Source organism: Christensenella hongkongensis (genome assembly GCF_000981035.1).
Lineage (GTDB): Bacteria > Bacillota > Clostridia > Christensenellales > Christensenellaceae > Christensenella > Christensenella hongkongensis.
Window position 1 is genome coordinate 133029 of record NZ_LAYJ01000133.1, and the last position, 16999, is coordinate 150027.

General features: G+C 49.5%; 17 protein-coding genes and 1 other RNA gene. 7 read left to right on the forward strand and 11 right to left on the reverse strand.

Annotated elements, in window-relative coordinates; translation table 11 throughout:
* Window positions 1-3: 3 nt before the first annotated feature.
* From CHK_RS14820 to CHK_RS14830, 3 genes are read right to left on the reverse strand one after another with little or no spacing between them, the layout of a single operon-like run.
* Window positions 4-918 carry an ABC transporter ATP-binding protein gene (locus CHK_RS14820; RefSeq protein WP_046444839.1) on the reverse strand — a complete coding sequence of 305 codons (915 nt, stop codon included), beginning with the start codon at window positions 916-918 and terminating at the stop codon, window positions 4-6.
* 1 nt (window position 919) lies between these two features.
* Entirely contained in the window at window positions 920-1330 is a 411-nt protein-coding gene (locus CHK_RS14825; RefSeq protein ID WP_046444840.1) for a DUF3021 family protein, read from the reverse strand.
* Window positions 1331-1342: 12 nt separating this feature from the next.
* The gene (locus tag CHK_RS14830) at window positions 1343-1780 is read right to left on the reverse strand and encodes a LytTR family DNA-binding domain-containing protein (RefSeq protein ID WP_046444841.1); all 438 of its coding nucleotides are present in this window, start codon (window positions 1778-1780) and stop codon (window positions 1343-1345) included.
* 198 nt (window positions 1781-1978) lie between these two features.
* Here CHK_RS14830 and CHK_RS14840 point away from each other — a divergent pair, with 198 nt between their 5' ends.
* Window positions 1979-3853: a hypothetical protein gene (locus CHK_RS14840; protein ID WP_046444843.1), complete on the forward strand. Its 1875-nt coding sequence runs from the start codon at window positions 1979-1981 to the stop codon at window positions 3851-3853.
* Window positions 3854-3908: 55 nt separating this feature from the next.
* Here the strand turns inward: CHK_RS14840 and CHK_RS14845 are convergent, their stop codons facing one another.
* Window positions 3909-4145, reverse strand: a complete 237-nt coding sequence (locus CHK_RS14845) for an acyl carrier protein (RefSeq protein WP_046444844.1) — start codon at window positions 4143-4145, stop codon at window positions 3909-3911.
* A gap of 44 nt (window positions 4146-4189) precedes the next feature.
* On the reverse strand, window positions 4190-5683 hold the full coding sequence (locus CHK_RS14850; protein ID WP_052740636.1) for a carboxylesterase/lipase family protein: 1494 nt from the start codon (window positions 5681-5683) through the stop codon (window positions 4190-4192).
* Window positions 5684-5932: 249 nt separating this feature from the next.
* Here CHK_RS14850 and CHK_RS15890 point away from each other — a divergent pair, with 249 nt between their 5' ends.
* Window positions 5933-7294 (forward strand): HdeD family acid-resistance protein, encoded by a 1362-nt coding sequence (locus CHK_RS15890; protein WP_052740637.1) that lies wholly within the window; start codon window positions 5933-5935, stop codon window positions 7292-7294.
* Between the two features lie 25 nt (window positions 7295-7319).
* On the opposite strand, the gene CHK_RS14860 is transcribed toward CHK_RS15890, so the two are convergent.
* Window positions 7320-7694: a GntR family transcriptional regulator gene (locus CHK_RS14860; protein ID WP_046444845.1), complete on the reverse strand. Its 375-nt coding sequence runs from the start codon at window positions 7692-7694 to the stop codon at window positions 7320-7322.
* 238 nt (window positions 7695-7932) lie between these two features.
* On the opposite strand from CHK_RS14860, the gene CHK_RS14865 reads away from it, so the two are divergent.
* Window positions 7933-9993, forward strand: coding sequence for a sodium-translocating pyrophosphatase (locus tag CHK_RS14865; RefSeq protein ID WP_046444846.1), 2061 nt, complete (start codon window positions 7933-7935; stop codon window positions 9991-9993).
* Window positions 9994-10352: 359 nt separating this feature from the next.
* Here the strand turns inward: CHK_RS14865 and CHK_RS17020 are convergent, their stop codons facing one another.
* On the reverse strand, window positions 10353-10631 hold the full coding sequence (locus CHK_RS17020; protein WP_082103609.1) for a helix-turn-helix domain-containing protein: 279 nt from the start codon (window positions 10629-10631) through the stop codon (window positions 10353-10355).
* A 90-nt stretch (window positions 10632-10721) separates the two neighbouring features.
* On the opposite strand from CHK_RS17020, the gene CHK_RS14875 reads away from it, so the two are divergent.
* Window positions 10722-11066 carry a hypothetical protein gene (locus CHK_RS14875; RefSeq protein WP_046444848.1) on the forward strand — a complete coding sequence of 115 codons (345 nt, stop codon included), beginning with the start codon at window positions 10722-10724 and terminating at the stop codon, window positions 11064-11066.
* Window positions 11067-11502: 436 nt separating this feature from the next.
* Here the strand turns inward: CHK_RS14875 and CHK_RS14880 are convergent, their stop codons facing one another.
* Entirely contained in the window at window positions 11503-11919 is a 417-nt protein-coding gene (locus tag CHK_RS14880; RefSeq protein WP_046444849.1) for a hypothetical protein, read from the reverse strand.
* 336 nt (window positions 11920-12255) lie between these two features.
* Between CHK_RS14880 and CHK_RS14885 the strand changes: the two genes are divergently transcribed.
* Both CHK_RS14885 and ffs read left to right on the forward strand, forming a co-directional pair.
* Window positions 12256-13530: an adenylosuccinate synthase gene (locus CHK_RS14885; protein ID WP_046444850.1), complete on the forward strand. Its 1275-nt coding sequence runs from the start codon at window positions 12256-12258 to the stop codon at window positions 13528-13530.
* A gap of 33 nt (window positions 13531-13563) precedes the next feature.
* Window positions 13564-13831: signal recognition particle sRNA large type (ffs, locus tag CHK_RS16260), an RNA gene on the forward strand.
* Window positions 13832-13883: 52 nt separating this feature from the next.
* Here ffs and CHK_RS14890 read toward each other — a convergent pair.
* From CHK_RS14890 to CHK_RS14900, 3 genes are all read right to left on the reverse strand, one after another.
* Window positions 13884-14618 carry a class I SAM-dependent methyltransferase gene (locus tag CHK_RS14890; protein ID WP_046444851.1) on the reverse strand — a complete coding sequence of 245 codons (735 nt, stop codon included), beginning with the start codon at window positions 14616-14618 and terminating at the stop codon, window positions 13884-13886.
* Between the two features lie 15 nt (window positions 14619-14633).
* Window positions 14634-15152 (reverse strand): FUSC family protein, encoded by a 519-nt coding sequence (locus tag CHK_RS14895; RefSeq protein ID WP_046444852.1) that lies wholly within the window; start codon window positions 15150-15152, stop codon window positions 14634-14636.
* 63 nt (window positions 15153-15215) lie between these two features.
* A complete protein-coding gene (locus CHK_RS14900) occupies window positions 15216-16472 on the reverse strand; it encodes an MFS transporter (RefSeq protein ID WP_046444853.1) in 1257 nt (418 codons plus the stop codon).
* Window positions 16473-16659: 187 nt separating this feature from the next.
* Here CHK_RS14900 and CHK_RS14905 point away from each other — a divergent pair, with 187 nt between their 5' ends.
* The gene (locus tag CHK_RS14905; protein ID WP_046444854.1) at window positions 16660-16980 is read left to right on the forward strand and encodes a PadR family transcriptional regulator; all 321 of its coding nucleotides are present in this window, start codon (window positions 16660-16662) and stop codon (window positions 16978-16980) included.
* The last annotated feature ends 19 nt before the right edge of the window (window positions 16981-16999 follow it).

Sequence of the window (16999 nt, forward strand, 5' to 3'; positions counted from 1 at the left end):
GCATCAGTTTCTTACCTCCGAGCCAGTAATGTTTAAAAATACGTCGTCCATAGAGCCGCGGCGGACTTCCATTCCCGCGATGTTTTCTTTGTTTTGTTCGATGATGCCAATCGCGTCGGCTGTGTGTTTTAGCCGGACGACATATTCGCCGCCTGTTTTCTGAAATGAAATACTGCTTTTTTCAAGGCTTGCTTCAAGCGCTGACGCATCCTTGGGGGTTATCTTGAGGCTATCCTTGGTATACTCTTCTTTGAGCTGCGCGGGCGTGCCTTTGGCAAGGATTTTGCCGTGGTCCATGATGGTAATGTAATCCGCCTGCGCGGCTTCTTCCATGTAATGCGTGGTCAGGAAAATCGTCATATTGCGTTCCTTTTGCAGGAGCCGGATGGTTTCCCATACCTTTTTACGCGTCTGCGGATCAAGGCCGGTCGTCGGCTCGTCCAAAAACAGGATTTCCGGCGTATTGATAAGGGCGCGCGCAATATCCGCCCGCCTTCTCTGGCCTCCGGAAAGCTTGCCATAACGCTGGTTGAGAAAATCGCCGACATCCGCAGTGCGTACCGCGCTTTCTACGGCGTTTTTGAGCTGCGCCCGGCTGAGGCCGTAAAAGCTGCCGCGCAGGAAAAGATTTTCCCTGACGGTAAGAAGCGCGTCGAGTACGCTGTCCTGGAACACGATACCAATCTCCGCGCGGATTTTTCCGTCGCCCTTCCCAAGCTGGTTACCATCTACGATAACCCTGCCGCTATCCGGTTTCAGCTGTGTGGAGATCATATCGATCGTTGTGGATTTTCCCGCGCCGTTTGGCCCTAAAAATGCAAACAACGAGCCCTTTTCCACATAAAAATCAATTCCTTTCACAGCTTCTATGGTTCCAAAGGATTTTTTAAGTCCTGAAACTTCAATAATTTTTTGCATATTATTCCCTTTCCTGTTTCATTTTTTTGATTTGGCGGTTGATGTTTTCCGCATCGGCCCTGTTTTTGATTGCAAGCACGCCGAACGTTCCGAAATAGACCGCTGCGATCATGCCAAGCACGATTCCGACATAAGGGGCCTCAAACGGGATGAAGCCTGTAAAGCCGCCGATGATAAATACCACGGCCACAATGTCTGCAAGGTTTAGCGCCATAGAAAGGGGCGTTGAATTCACAGGTATCTTATCCGTCAGGAAGATCAGTACGGCGATGCAGGTCGTCATCAGGAACAGGATAAATATTGCCTCAACTGCTACAGTCGCAAAACCGAACGCAGACAGGAGGCTGTAAAGAAGTGCCAAAAGCGTAAACGAGACGCAGTCCATTGTAAAATAATATTTAAACTTTGCCATAATGCTCCTCCTCTATATCTTCATTTTTTTCTTGAGCGCGTCTACATAATGGCGGTTGATGACCACCTTTTCGCCATTGCTGAGTTCCGCCTCCATTTTGCCGTGCAGCAGCGCCCGGACGCTCTCAAGCACCATGATATTCAGGATGCTCGATTTGCTGATGCGGACAAAATTGGTTTTGGTAAGTTGCTCTTCCAGCTCGTAGAGCTTGAGGTCGCATTGGTACACCTCGTCTCGGGTGTACACAAAGGTCCTGTTGTCCACAGATTCGAAATAATAAATATCGGAAAGGCTTATGTTGTATTGCTTGCCGTCGCGTCGCGCTGATACCGAAAACGAATAAAGCCTTATCTGGGCAATCAGTTTTTCAAGCTCCGTATCTATAAGGCCGCATTTGATGATGATTTCAACTTCCTCGTTGTCTGGAGACTGGTCGATTAGAAGCTTCAATAGATTTCACACTCCCGTTTTTTGATATATGGCACCGTATCACAGTTACTAAGGTAACAGACGGGCAGCGCCGTTTCAACCGGTTTTATGTAAGATGCACAAATAAAATGGTGAAATACATTTTCAGGCAGCGTGCACACAGACTTCACTTTACTGTGGATAATAAAATATAAGATCAAACAGGAAAGGAGCACGATCATGAAAAAATTATGGATGATTGTACTGGGAATAACGCTTTTTGCGTTCATATTTACCGCTTGTTCTTCGCCTGCTGCGACGAGCTCTGCACAGCAGACAGGGGAAACGGCGAAAGAAGTGTACGGGCAGGTGACGGCGGTTGACGGAGATGAGATAACGATTTCGCTGGGAACCGTACAGGAACCGGAAATGGACGGCGCGCCGGATATGGAAAACGGTGGAACGCCGCCATCCGGTGCACCGTCAGGGGAAATACCTGAGGCGGGGAGCGGCGGCGGACAGGGCGAAATGCCATCGGGAGAACCGCCGCAGGGCAGCGGCGCACCAGACAGCTCAGGTGAAGGCGGCGCACCCCCTGAATTGCCTTCCACAGAAACCGGAACGGGGAATGCTGAAGGCGGCACGCCTCCGGAGATGCCGCAGGGCGGCGGAATGGGAGGCTTTACCGCAGACGGCACCACGATCAAAATTACGCTTTCGGACGACGTGGCCGTAACGAGGCAAAACGGGGAGGAAACGCAGGAGGCATCCCTTTCAGACCTTGCGGTAAACGACATCCTGAAAATGACGGGGAGCGGCGAAGGGGTTGGATTTGTTCCCGCAGAAATCGTCATACAATCCATGGGGACAGGCGGCCCCGGTGGAAATATGGAGGGCTCCGATACGGGGAGCATTGAGCTGACAGGCGTTTATACTGTGGACGGCACAGAAGAAACGTCGGATGGCACCGATTACGCATCCAGCTCCGCTGACCAGAATACGGTGCTGGTAACAAACGGCGGCGACCTGGTGCTCAGCGGCGGTACGCTCTCTAAAACGGGAGACAGCTCCAGCGCGGACGAAAGCAACTTTTACGCACTGAATGCAGTATTTGCAGCGGCGGCAGGCAGCACTGCGCAAATTTCCGATGCGCAGGTCACGTCGGACGCCGAAGGTGCGAACGCAATTTTTGCAACAGGGGAAGGCTCTGACGTTCTTGTGAAAAACGTTACCATACAGACGGCAGGCGATTCCTCGCGCGGACTGGATGCAACCTATGGCGGAAGTATTACCGCACAGGATGTGAATATTACAACGCAGGGCGCGCACTCTGCGCCGATCGCAACAGACCGCGGGGAAGGGACGATCAATGTGACCACGGCAACCGTATCTGCGGCGGGGGACGGCAGTCCCTGTATTTACTCTACGGGAACGATTACAGTAAACGATGTAACAGGGACGGCGACCGGCAGCCAGGCGGCTGTTGTGGAGGGTAAGAATTCGATCACGATGACGGATACGGATCTCACCGGAGCGGGCCCGAACGGCGTTATGCTCTACCAGAGCACATCGGGCGACGCTGCGGAGGGGACGGCGATGTTTACAGCCGTGGATTCCCGGCTGTCCACCACTACGGACGGGCCAATGTTTTACGTAACCAATACCGAGGCCGAGGCAGACCTTTCCAATACGGAATTGTCTTTTGCGAGCGGTATACTGGCAAACGTTGCGGGCAACGATACAAATAACTGGGGAACGCCCGGCTCAAACGGCGGGGATTTCACACTCAAAGGAACGGGCCAGACGCTTGCGGGCGACGTGACCTGCGACAGCATCAGTACGTTTTCATTGATACTCAATGAAAGCTCCGCATATACGGGAGCGGTTAACAGCGAAAATACTGCAAAAGAGGTGAGCGTATCGCTTGATGCTTCCAGCACATGGACGCTGACAGGCGACAGCTACGTAACAGTGTTTGCAAACGGCGATACAAGTTGCGCCAATATTGCCTCCAATGGGTTTCATATTTATTATGATTCGGAAAACGAGGCGAACCAATGGCTCAACGCAAGGACGATTACGCTTGCGGGGGGCGGAAGTCTGACGCCTGCCTGAACTTACATGAAAAAGAGCCGGGGATTGGTTGTCCCCGGCTCTTTTGACATTTATTTTATTCTGCTTCCCGTTTGTTAACGTAGTCCACCACATCCTGCACCGTATCGAACAGGCGCAGGTCGCGGTCCGGTATTGAGATACTGAATTCCTTTTCGAAGACGGAAACAGTGTCAAGGAGACTGAAAGAATCAAGCTCCAGGTCTTTCACAAGATGCTTTTCCGGAGTGATCTCATCCTCCGTAACGGGCGACGCCTCGGCGAGTAAATGCCTGATTGTTGCAAGCTCTGCCATAAATATGATACCTCCTTCATCAAAACGATCGGTTCATATTTAAATTACCCTAAATGCACCGCATTCAAACCGCGAAAGCTCTGGCGTTTGAATTCGCTTTTGTCATATTCTTTTTCGATCTCCGGATCAACCATCGGGATCACGGAAAAGCATTTATCGTAACATTTTGCGGGCGTATCCCTTCCGCAGCATTCCTGCCATGAAAGGGAACCCTTTTTTGCGAATTCGGCAAAGTCCCTCTGCACCTCTGCGGAAATACGTTTTGACGTTTTGGCGGAGGACAGCAAAAACATCCATTTAAAGATACCCGCATGGAAGTTGCCGAATACGAACGGGATATCGCTTGAATGGCACGCACGCAGCGCGCAGGCTTTCATTGCAGTCGTTTCATAATCAAAACGGTACATCCATGTGTTGGCGTATTGGCTGTATACCTCCGCATACCATACGCTCGCCATGCGAAATACACGGTCCGTAAGCATCATGGATTCCGCGCGCTTACCATAACGCAGGTAGGCTTTTTCAAGACGCATCCGGGTTTCTTCCTTTTCAAGCGCGATATTGCGTTTCAATATTTTTTTGATATCGAGTACGTTGGAGAGAACCTTGATGCACAGAAAAGACATTTCTTCCTTGGTTGTACCAATCAAAATAGGAATATCCTTTGCAGCACCCTGCGCCGCTGCGGGAATGGGGTATTCCGGAACCAAGCCGCCGTCTACCTCGATCATAAACGTGCCGTCTCCAAGTCCGCAATGGGACGCAAATTTCTTTTGACTTCCCACGAGCCTGGCAGCAGGAATGCTAAGAAGTTCCTGCGCGCTTGAAATCCCCATGAATTTCATAAACTGCTTTGCGACATTCTGGTACTCTTCCCTGGTATAAAGCAGCGTTGGGCCGCCGCTCATCATGATTACCCTGGAAACATATTTTTTTGCCGCCGGCATAACAGGCAGCACGGAGGCTGCAATCGCCCCGGCAGACTGGCCCAGCACCGTAATGCTTTCCGGATCGCCGCCGAATGCGCTGATGTTTTCGTAAACCCAGCGCAGCGCCTGCACGATATCAGAGAGGCCGCAGTTGGGCGAAAATTCCTCTCCCAGAAAAGAAAAATCAAGGAAACCGAGCGCTCCGAGGCGGTAGTTGATGGTCACAACCACAACATCCGCAGCCTTGGCAAGGTTTGCGCCGTTGTATTCAGGATCGCTTCCCGCACCTGAGCAAAAGGAACCGCCATGGATGTAAAAAAATACGGCGCGTTTCCGGTCATCCGCCCCGGGAGACCAGATGTTCAGCGTCAGGCAATCTTCGCTTGCGATTTGCCTGGAACGCCTGTTTTGCGGACAGATTGCGCTATGCGCCGAGGCGTCCAAAATACCCTTCCAGTTTTCCGGCGGCTGGGCCGGACGAAAGCGCAGGTTGCCTACGGGCGGTGCCGCGTAAGGGATTCCTTTCCATGTGGCGACGTCCTTTTCATAGGCGCCGCTTACTCTGCCGCTTTTTGTTTCGACTATGTTATCCTGTTTATTATCCTGCATATTTTAACCTTTATTACCTTGTCAGTTTTCCTTATTATACTACTTCAAAAAACAATGTAAACAAAACAAAGGTTTCTTTTCAAAAATTTAACATTTTAAGCCGTTGTGTAAAGTGGTTTGCCTGTATGAAATTTATTTCTGAGCGCGAAAGTGCTATCATATAAATAACCGGTATTGGTTTTTACAGGAGACGGGCAGGGTATTAATGGAACAGGTGGGTATGCCTTTAGAATCAAAGGGGGTAATCGTGTGGAGAAGGCAAAAATAATATTGACGGCGATTGTTTCCTCCGTGCTTATCGTAGGCGGCATTTTCCTTGCGGCAAACCCTATCATGATTATCGGCGTATTTGCGCGTGTTCTGGGCATCCTGCTCACAATCTTTGGAAGCGTCAGGATATTATTCTTTCTGTTTGTGCGCGATAATGCGCCTCATATTACTGCGTCGACGATCGTAATTGGGCTGATCACACTTGGCTGCGGTATTTTTTTGTTGGCATATCCGGGAGTGATCGACCAGGTCGTACGGATTACATTAGCGGTATGGCTCTTTTTCTCCGGTGGAGTGAGCCTGCTGACTGCCTATTCCTATCACGCAAACGACGAGAAAAAGTGGGTGCCCGCGCTGATATGGGGAATCCTCCTTATGGCGGCGTTCCTGGCGCTGCTTACCGCGCAGGAGCTGTGGGTATTTGTGCTTTCCACGTTTGTCGCAGCCTATTGCATCATGCTGGGGTTTACGGCCCTGCTGCGGCTTTTTATGATTGTGAATCAAAAAAATAAAAAACGGAAAAATATACCATTGCCATTTTTTGTGGAGGCGGCCCTTCCCAAGGCGACATTGGAATGGGTTAAATCCACATTCGAAGGGGACGCGGACGAATCGGACGGCGAAGTGGTGACAAGCGGAAATATCCCCAAAGGGCCAACGGATATCGAAATACTCGTTCATTTATCGGATATTGGGACAAACGCCCTTGGCCACGTGGACCTTGTGGTGGATGGACAGGTGTTTTCGTACGGCAATTACGATCATGATCCAAAGCAGACAAGGTTGTTCGGACTTTTCTGGGACGGCGTCTTTGCCGTCTGCGGGCGCGAAAAGTATATCAAATTTTCGCTTGACAGCGCGCGCAAAACGATCATTGGTTATGAGCTGCAGCTTTCCGGGGAAGATGAAGAGCGCGTGAAAGCCAATATAGCCGATTTTCTGAAGGACTGCGAGCCATGGGAGCCGCAGGAACCGCAGAAAAACGGATACGCCCGGGCGCTTGCCCGCCAGGGGGCAAAGCTGTTTAAAGTAAAGCAGGGAAAATATAAAACATATTTTATGCTCAATACCAACTGCGCGCTGCTCCTTGAAGATTTCCTTGCGGGAACGAGCATCCCAAAGGCACGCGTATTTGGAGGCGTTATGACGCCGGGGGCGCTGCTTTCCATGTATGAAAACGAACTGAAGAGGCCGGGGAGCCCGGTTGTGGGAAGGACGCTGTATGTAAGCGAGCGTATGGCGTCGGCGCAAAAGAAAAAGACGCACGAGGGGCTTTTGGATTTGAAGGATTTTATCCAGCATGAACTGGAAGAACGGAAAATAAAAAAACACCCCGACTGAGCGCAGCCGGGGTGAGATACTTTTTTCAATTTGAGGAGTAGGCCTCGTCCACGATTGTGAAGATTTCATCGATCCACAGTCCGGACTGCCTTGCTTCGCGCGTGGCCTTTACAAACATCTCGCGTATTTCCTCCTTACGCATTTCCTTGATGCGCATGGCGTTATCGGCTACGAAATCGCCCTTGCCCGCCACGGAATAGAGGATGCCCTCCTTTTCGAGCAGTGCATAGGATTTCTGGATGGTATTGGGGTTTACGCCAAGCTCCCGGGCCATTTTACGCACCGAAGGAATCTGCTCGTGCGGATGGAGTTTACCCATCATTACAAGGGATTTCAGACCGTCGACAATCTGGCGGTAAATTGGTTGTTTTAATGAGTGGTCAAGCTGGATCAGCGCCATGGATGTTGCTCCTTTATTTGAAAATCTGTATTATGTGTATTAGTACAATTAAGATTATATAAGGAGGAAAAGCTGATGTCAACCGATAATTTCGCAAGTTTTTTTACCTAAATAACTAAATTGGTATTTCCATACTACCAATTTAGTATTATAATGAAAATAATACTTTAGGTAATGGCTTTGAGAACCGTTTCTATTATCCGTATGAAATAATTCAATAATAGGAGGGATCGAAGGAATGAACATTATGTATCTGGCTCTGATCGGAGCCCTCATTGCACTTGTTTTTGCGGCAGTCACCGCATCGGGTGTCATGAAGAAAAGCGAAGGCAGCGAGAAAATCAAGAAAATTGCCGGAGCAATCAAGAAGGGCGCAAACGCATATCTTAAGCGCCAGTATAAAAGCGTTGCAATCTTTTTTATCATTGTTACAATTCTACTGTTTATCATGGTGGCGTTCGGCTTTATGTCGTTCTTTGTACCGATCGCATTTTTTGTGGGCGGCGTTTTCAGCGCAATGGCGGGCTTCATCGGCATGAAGATAGCGACTGCGGCAAACTCGCGTACGGTAAACGGCGCTACAAAGAGCCTCAATTCGGCGCTTCGCGTGTCTTTTTCAAGCGGCGCGGTCATGGGAATGACGGTTGTGGGCCTTGGGCTTTTGTATCTCACAATCTGGTATTTTATCCTCAACGCGTATTATGCGGGGGATTCTGCCCAGATTGCAAGTAATATGCTGATGTTTGGCATGGGCGCATCCTGTATGGCGCTGTTCGCGCGTGTGGGCGGCGGTATCTTCACCAAAGCTGCCGACGTGGGTGCAGACCTTGTCGGCAAGGTGGAAGCGGGCATCCCGGAGGACGATCCGAGGAACCCGGCTACCATTGCGGATAATGTTGGCGATAATGTCGGCGACGTTGCGGGCATGGGCGCAGACCTTTATGAATCGTATGTAGGTTCTATTATTTCGTCGGGCGCGCTTGCCATTGCGGCAGGCCTTGGCGCAAACGGGCTTGCGCTGCCGATGATTCTGGCGGCGCTCGGAATCGTTGCGAGCGTAATCGGAACATTCTTTGTAAGGACAAAAGAAAACGCTTCCCAGAAGAGCCTTCTTTCAGCACTGCATAAAGGAGTTTATATCGCAGCGGCGATTGTTGCCGTCGTAAGTTTCTTTGTCGTGACCGGAATGCTCGGAATGGAAAACATCGGCGTGTATTTTGCGATCATCTCCGGCCTCGTGGCAGGCATTGTGATCGGCTACTACACAGAATATGTTACGAGCGACCACTTCAAACCAACGCAGACGCTTGCAGATTCCGCAGTAACAGGCCCGGCGACAACGATTATCAACGGCTTTGCGCTTGGTATGAAATCGACGGCCATCCCGGTCATCGTAGTGGTGGCAAGCGTGCTGATCAGCTATTTCGCATCCGGCGGGGCAAATGGTTTTGACGTCGGCCTTTACGGCGTTGCAATCTCGGCGGTAGGCATGCTTTCCACACTTGGAATCACGCTGGCGACAGATGCTTACGGCCCGGTTGCGGATAACGCAGGGGGCCTCGCGGAAATGAGCGGGCAGGAAGAGATCGTAAGGGAGCGTACAGACGCGCTCGATTCGCTTGGAAATACAACGGCGGCTACGGGTAAGGGCTTTGCAATCGGCAGTGCGGCGCTGACTGCGCTGGCGCTGATTGCGGCGTTTGCAGATCAGGTTAAGCTTGACGTTTCCAACCTCAGTCTTTTGAATCCAACGCTTTTGATGGGAATCTTTATCGGCGCGATGCTGCCATTCCTGTTCTCAGCGCTCACGATGAGCGCGGTGGGTACGGCGGCGCAGAAAATCGTTGTGGAGGTGCGCAGGCAGTTCAAGCACATCAAAGGCATTATGACGGGGGAGGCAGAGCCTGATTATGAATCGTGCGTGGACATCTGCACAAAGAGCGCGCTGCACCTGATGCTGGCGCCTGCTATCCTGGGTTTTGTATCGCCTATTATCGTTGGAGTTGTGCTGGGAGCCAGCGGTGTGATCGGTATGCTTGCAGGAGCGACGGCCAGCGGCTTTGTGCTTGCGGTCATGATGGCAAATTCCGGCGGCGCATGGGATAACGCCAAGAAATACATCGAAGGCGGAAAACACGGCGGCAAAGGCTCTGAGGCGCATAAAGCGGCTGTTGTGGGCGATACGGTTGGCGATCCGTTCAAGGATACTTCCGGGCCGTCCATCAATATCCTCATCAAGCTGATGTCCATGGTTGCGGTGGTTTTCGCATCGTTTATCATGAGTGTCTCCATACTGTAACCGAAAGTAAAACAGCGCCGTAAAAACGGCGCTGTTTTTTTTGTCTGATGAAATATCCTTACCCCACGCTATACCCGGCGTATTCTTTAGACAAAAAAAAGACCGCACAATGGTAGCTATCCATAAGACAGGGGATAGCTGCCAAACAGGATAAATGAGAAAAGGCCAATGAGCAAAATTTAACTCATTGGCCTTTTTGCTGCGTCGACATTTAGACAAGAGTTTCCAATATTGGTATGATGCCTCAATTACATTTCGAGAAGATGTTTCTGAATATGTAAAATCTATTGAACTCTTGTTTTTGGGTTCCAAAGATGTTCTAAAAGACTATTTTGGTGTCATATTTAATTAATAATTAATTACTCGTGCGGCTTAATTCCTTTAAAGAACTCCGCAAAATCCACATTGTAAACTTGCTGGAGCGCAACCAAATCCGTCACCTTTATGTTGCGCGTTCCAAGTTCTATTTTCGTATAAGTGTTTCGATCAATCGTACTGCCCAGTAGATTCATTTTCGATGTTAATTCCCTTTGAGATAATCCTGCGGCAGCCCGTAGTCTCCTCAAATTTGTTTGTAAACTTGCATTCTGTAATATTAAACCTTTCATAGAATTCTCCCTTATAAAAAAGTGACTCATTAGCACATGTTTATCTTGATTATATTCCTAAAAGGAGATACAATAGGTGCTAACAAGTAACCTATCTATTTTTAGTTAAGGAGCACAACTATGTCAAATAAAAAAGTATTGGAAAGTTTGGAGCAGAATATAGAGGGCGTGGAGCAGCTGGTATATTTCATGCAATACAACGAAGAATTGACGGCAGATGAATTGATGATAGATATTGAAATCGACCGCTTCAAGGGCTATGAACACTGTTTGGCAATCATGCTGCTTGCGGCTGATGATCCTGTTATCAATCGCACAAGAAAAAGACTATTCTTACAATGGTTCGGAGCAGAAATGAAAAAGGCTGGCGAGGAACAAACCATAAACAGGATTGCACAAATTTTAAACGAAGAACATCACAGCTTTGAAGCAAGACGAAAGCGTCTTGAGGAATTAGACCAGTAAAATAAATTGTAAGAAATAATCTACTATAAAATAAGGTCTATTTCTTGAAACTCGCGTCGCCCGTTATAAAATTTCTGGAAAAGGTTCCTTTTTGGGCGCTTCGGATTGTGTTAGTAGTGAGGGGACATATAAGGGATATTAGTCTACCAGCAAGCATAGGAAGTGTATTAACACTTCCACATTTTGAATCATGACCGCTTGCGCGTCCATGAATCAAAATTGCTTGTTGGGGATTCTCCCCAAACCCCTTTAGTCTATCACGAAACGGAGAGGAACCCATGAGCAAAATACGAATCGTAAATAACAGTATCGTTGTAAAGAACCCGACCACATTCACCCAAAACGAAAAAACGGCATAGCGGAAAACCGCTATACCGTTTCAAATACTCATACTGTCTTATGCAGCCGCCACTAACGTGCGGCCTTTTTGTAGCTGCTATTTTTTCAGCGCAACCGGTGAAAAATCATTTCCGCCGAGGCTGAATTCTTTTGCGTTTGCCCAGTCCAGAGGAACTTCATATACGAGGACTGTTTGTACGCGGCTGCCGTCTGACTGAAAGGCAATCGCTTTGCACGGATACTGCGTAGTACCGTCCGTTACGTAGGAAGGCGTTCCCCCGGCAGGGAGAAACGATGCCTGCGCGTCGTCAAGACTGTTTTCAGCCGTACCGAGCTTTACCACGAGAAACGTATTCCCACTGCCCGGAGCCATTCCTGAAACCTCGTTTGAGGAGGTGATTTCCGCTACGTCATACGAAGCGCCGGAAGTCTGGAATGTAACAGGCGAGCTGCAGGCAGTCAGTACCATGCAGCAAAGAAGCGCGACACACAGGACAGTTATGATCTTTTTCATGGGCCCTCCGGTAAAACATATCAAAATAGGTGGAATCTATATATCTATCTAAATATCATAGTACGATAATTGATTTCAAAAGTCAATGAGCAACGCCGTATATCGTGGGTATGACGCGGTAAAATATGAACCTGCGAATGGGATGCGCGGGTATACTTTGCGCATAGCACAGCGGAAATTCTGAAAAGAAGTTGACGGAAGGCCTTGTAATTTGTTAGAATAAGACAGGGTATCGCAATGGAGTGCAATGTTCCATCGCGATATTTTTTTGCGGCAAGCCGTTTCATGAATGGCTGTGCGGCTTCCCAAATAATGTAATTGTTAGGAGTGAACGAAATGTCCGGTATTGTTGTGTTCGGCGCTCAGTGGGGCGACGAAGGAAAGGGCAGATTTGTAGATTATCTCGCTTCCAAGGCCGATATGGTGGTTCGTTACCAGGGAGGCAACAACGCGGGCCATACCGTTGTTGCAGACGGCGTAACCTATAAGCTGCACCTGATCCCGTCTGGAATTCTTTCGAAAAAGGCGTGCGTAATCGCAAACGGCGTGGTGATAGATCCTAAGGCGCTGAAAAAGGAGATCGATTATCTTGCGGAGCGCGGCGTTTCCGTGGATCAGCTTTATATCAGCGACAGGGCCCATATGATTATGCCATATCACAGGGAGCTTGACGTTCTCAACGAAAAAAAGCTGGGCGATTTCAAGATTGGCACGACCTGCAACGGCATCGGGCCATGCTATACGGATAAAGTGGCGCGCACAGGGCTTCGTATGTGCGACCTCATCGATGAAAACACCTTCCCCGCAAAGCTCAAAAAGTGCGTGGAAGACAAAAACGAAGTCATTACAAAGGTATATGGCGGCGAGCCTCTCGATTATGAAGAAATGCTCGAGGAATACCGCCAGCACGCAAAATATTTTAAACCGTTCATCTGTGATACGGTTTCCATGCTGCAGGAATACCATGCCGCGGGAAAAAATCTGCTTTTCGAGGGCGCTCAGGGAATGCTGCTCGATATCGATTTCGGCACCTATCCTTATGTAACCTCCTCGCATCCGAATACGGGCGGGGTTTGCTCGGGGGCGGGCGTTGGGCCGCAGACCATTACCGATGTGATCGGCGTGGTAAAGGCGTATACGACGCGCGTGGGAGAGGGCCCGTTTGTAACGGAGCTTCTTGATGCGACAGGAGACGAGATTCGCGAAAAAGGCCACGAATACGGTACGACGACAGGCCGTCCGCGCCGCTGCGGGTGGCTGGATCTGGTAATCGTTGATTTTGCGGCAAAAACAAGCGGTATTACGGGATTTGCCGTGTCACGCATGGATACGCTCGGCGGCCTTGATAAAGTTTTTGTTTGCATTGGCTATGACATTGATGGTAAAATAGTAAATACGTATCCGGCGTCGCTTGAAACGCTTGCGAAGGCAAAGCCGGTTTACAAGGAATTCGAGGGCTGGAGCAGCGACCTTTCGCACATCCGCAAATACGAAGATTTGCCGGCAGCGGCGAAGACCTACATTGAGTTCATCGAAGAGCAGACCGGAGTACCGGTTGTGATGATCGGCGTGGGCGCGGGCCGTGAGGAATGTATTTTCCGTGGGCTGTAAGCACCTCGTAATAAAATATTGTTTTCAAGTTTGCCGTACTAGACGGGGAGTTAGCGGTGTCCTGTAACCCGCAAGCCGCTATAGCGGGGTTGAATCCCATGCGGAGGGTTTTCTTTGTAGGGTATGGAGTACATTACTTGGCGTTGAGGGATGGGTCCTGTGCAATGTTGCGTTGTGAACCCTGTCAGGTCCTGACGGAAGCAGCAGTAAGCAAATTGCAGCGTGTGCCGCAGGTTCGCCTGTTCTGAGTCAATGATGTAAATTCCTCTTATGAGGCCAAAATTCGATGTATGGTGTACGGCTTCTAATTTAAAAAATGCCGGTCAGAAATGACCGGCATTTTTGATGCGTTTTTATCTTTTTCTCGCTGATACGAGCAGCATCATGGGCCGCCGCAGCTCGTCCGTCATACCGGACACGGTATGCAGCATTTCTTCGCTTGGCTCCGGCTCGATCAAGCCGGTGATTTCAAAGCCTGTCCGAATCAGGCCGTTTACATACGTTGTGAGCGTTTTGTGGTATTTTTGCACGGTCTCTCCAAGGAAGATGGTGCTGCGCCTGCCCTCGTTAAAATACCGGTCTACCGGCCAATGCAGGATATTGCCCCTGTCATCGTAATACCAATCCTCGGTGCCGTAGGCCGTAAAGACAGGATGTTCTACAGAGAAAACAAAATTACTGCCCGGCGAAAGGCTGTCGTACACTTTTTTACAGATATCCTCAAAAGACTGGATATAATGGAAGGCCAGCGAGCTGATCACAACATCAAAGGATGAAGGCGGGAAGGCGATGTCTTCGATGGGCAGGCAAATATATGAAATCGCGTCCGAGCTCCTTTTGGCGTGCGCCTCGGCCAGCATTTTTTCTGAAATATCGATGCCGACAGCGCTCGCCGCACCGTTTTTTATTGCGTACTCACAGTGCCAGCCGAAGCCGCAGCCAAGATCCAGAATGCGTTTGCCCCTGAAATCAGGCAGCATTTGTTTGAGTACATGCCACTCGCCTGCGCCGTCCAGTCCTTTTTTGGAACGGTCCATCTGGCTGTATTTTTCAAAAAAAACATTGTCGTCATATTTATTTTCCTTCATGTTTCAATTCTCCTGTTACCCTTGATTTTCCTGTTCATCCGCATCCGGTTCTTTGGGATTCAGGATAAAGCGGTTGATGGGAAGCGCTACGAATACGCCTGCCAGCGTTTCGAGCGTCCGGTTTATGACATATGGCACCGTATCAAGCGCGCTGCCTGTGTGGAAGAATACGATGACTGCAAAGATAACGCAGCTTGGGGCAACCGAGTCCTTCAGGTTTAATACGTTGCACACAAAAATGAGCGCAAGCATCATCAGTGGAAATATGATGATATATAGAAATTCGTTATAGTATGGAATAATCCCTGCAAGCTCCAGCGTAAGAAGGCTGAAGCCGGAGCCAATCAGCGTTCCGATTACACGGTGAAAACCGGTGTGCTTTGACTTATCATAGGTTGGCTGGATACAGAGAATTGCCGCGACTACTGCAAATACGGCGGTAGAGCGGCCGAAAATATAACTTAAAAACAGGCAGACTGCAACTGCGATTGCCGTTTTGATTGCACGATATCCTAGCCTGTAAGAAAAATCCATTTTTGATTCACATTCCTTCCGTCGTTCCTGCGCGCAGCATCCGGGCCGGAGGAAAACGGCAGGTTATTCCGTAATCAATCCGCGCTTGAAGTGTTTGTTGAAAAATACTAATACACCGACGACCGCGCCGCAAATACCGGTAATCACCATGAGCGTCTCGATGCGTATGGTATCGGCAATCGGCCCGAAAAAGACCATGCCAATGGGCACCATGGCAGTCATGACGATCTGCGTCAGGCTAAATACGCGTCCCTGCATATTGGGATCCACCTGTTCCTGTAATAACACCATGGAAGGGGTTGTAAACAGGGGGACCGTACTTCCCGTAAGAAACATCAGGATCAAAAAGGCGACAAATCCGGGAATAATCCCCACAAGCATTGTAAGGGTACCAAACAGGATACAGCAGAGCGCAATCGTGTGCATGCGGTTTTTGAAGCCACCCCATGCGGAAATCACGATACCACCCAAAACGCCGCCCGCCGAAAAGGTAATTTCCATTGTGGAAAGCCGCCAGTATTCGTCGCCGAAGGTACGCGAGACCATCAGCGGCGTAAGCTGCGACGCAGGTACGATCAGGAAGAAGAACAGCGCGTAAAACAGGAAATATGACCGGAAGAAACCGCTGCCCGCCACGTATTTGATCCCTGCCGTAAGATCGTCGAAGTAGCCGCCTTTTTGTCTGAGCTTTGCTTTTTCATGCAGCGGAATTTTCAGGCAGACCATGATTACAATCGCGACAGCCGCTGTGCTCACGTCGATAAAAAAGGTCGATTCCAGCGATGCGATGGAAAGCAGCATTCCTGCCGCCGCGGGTGAAAGAATAAACATCACTGATTGGAGGCTTCCATTGATCCCGCCAATCCGGATCAGCTTGTCAGGAGGCACAATCTGCGGGAGCACCGCGTTCACTGCGGGCGTTTGGATACCCGAGCCGACGGACCGGATCGCCGATACCAGGAATACCATCCACAGGTCGTCGTGGCCGGACAGAAAGAAGAGCGCCAACACAAAGGTGGCGGAAGCGACCATTGCATCCGCGCCGATGATCAGCAGCTTACGGTTGTAGCGATCCGCCCACACGCCGGAAAAAAGGGATATCGCAACCTGCGGCGCGAAGCCGCATACGGAGGCTATGGTCATCATAGCTCCGGACTGCGTGGAAAGGGTAATATACCATATGATTGCAAACTGCACCAGCGAAGAGCCGAACAGGGATACCGTCTGGCCGGATAAAAATAATGCTGTTTTTTGCTTCCAGCGTGAAAAATCGCCGGAAGGCTTTGTTGGTTCTGGTTTGATAGCTTCTGTTTCCGTCATTTAGGAGGTTCCTTTCCGGGCGATATATTTCCCTTTTTCAAAAGGGTTCTCTTAATATAACATACCCCCTTGGGGCAAAGTCAAGTAATTTGTTTCTCTTTTGCAAATATATACATTGACAGGCGAGGTATATGAATATATAATGTAAATTGAAATTGGACATATTTTATTGAGAGGAGGGAACTGAATGTCATTAACTTCGGATCTAATCCGCGGGCATACTGAAACGATTATCCTGGCGCAGCTGCTCAAAAAAGACAGCTATGGCTATGAGATCAACAAGTCGATCCAACAGACGACGCACGGGGAATACGAACTGAAAGAAGCGACGCTCTATTCCGCCTTCCGGCGGCTTGAAAACGCCGAGATGATCGAATCCTACTGGGGAGACGAAACAACAGGCGCGCGCAGGCGCTACTACCGCATCACCAGGCTGGGGCGGGCAATGTATGAACAGAATAAAGAAGAGTGGGAAAGAACCAAACAGTTGATTGATCACCTGATCTAACCACTGCGGGAGGAAGAAA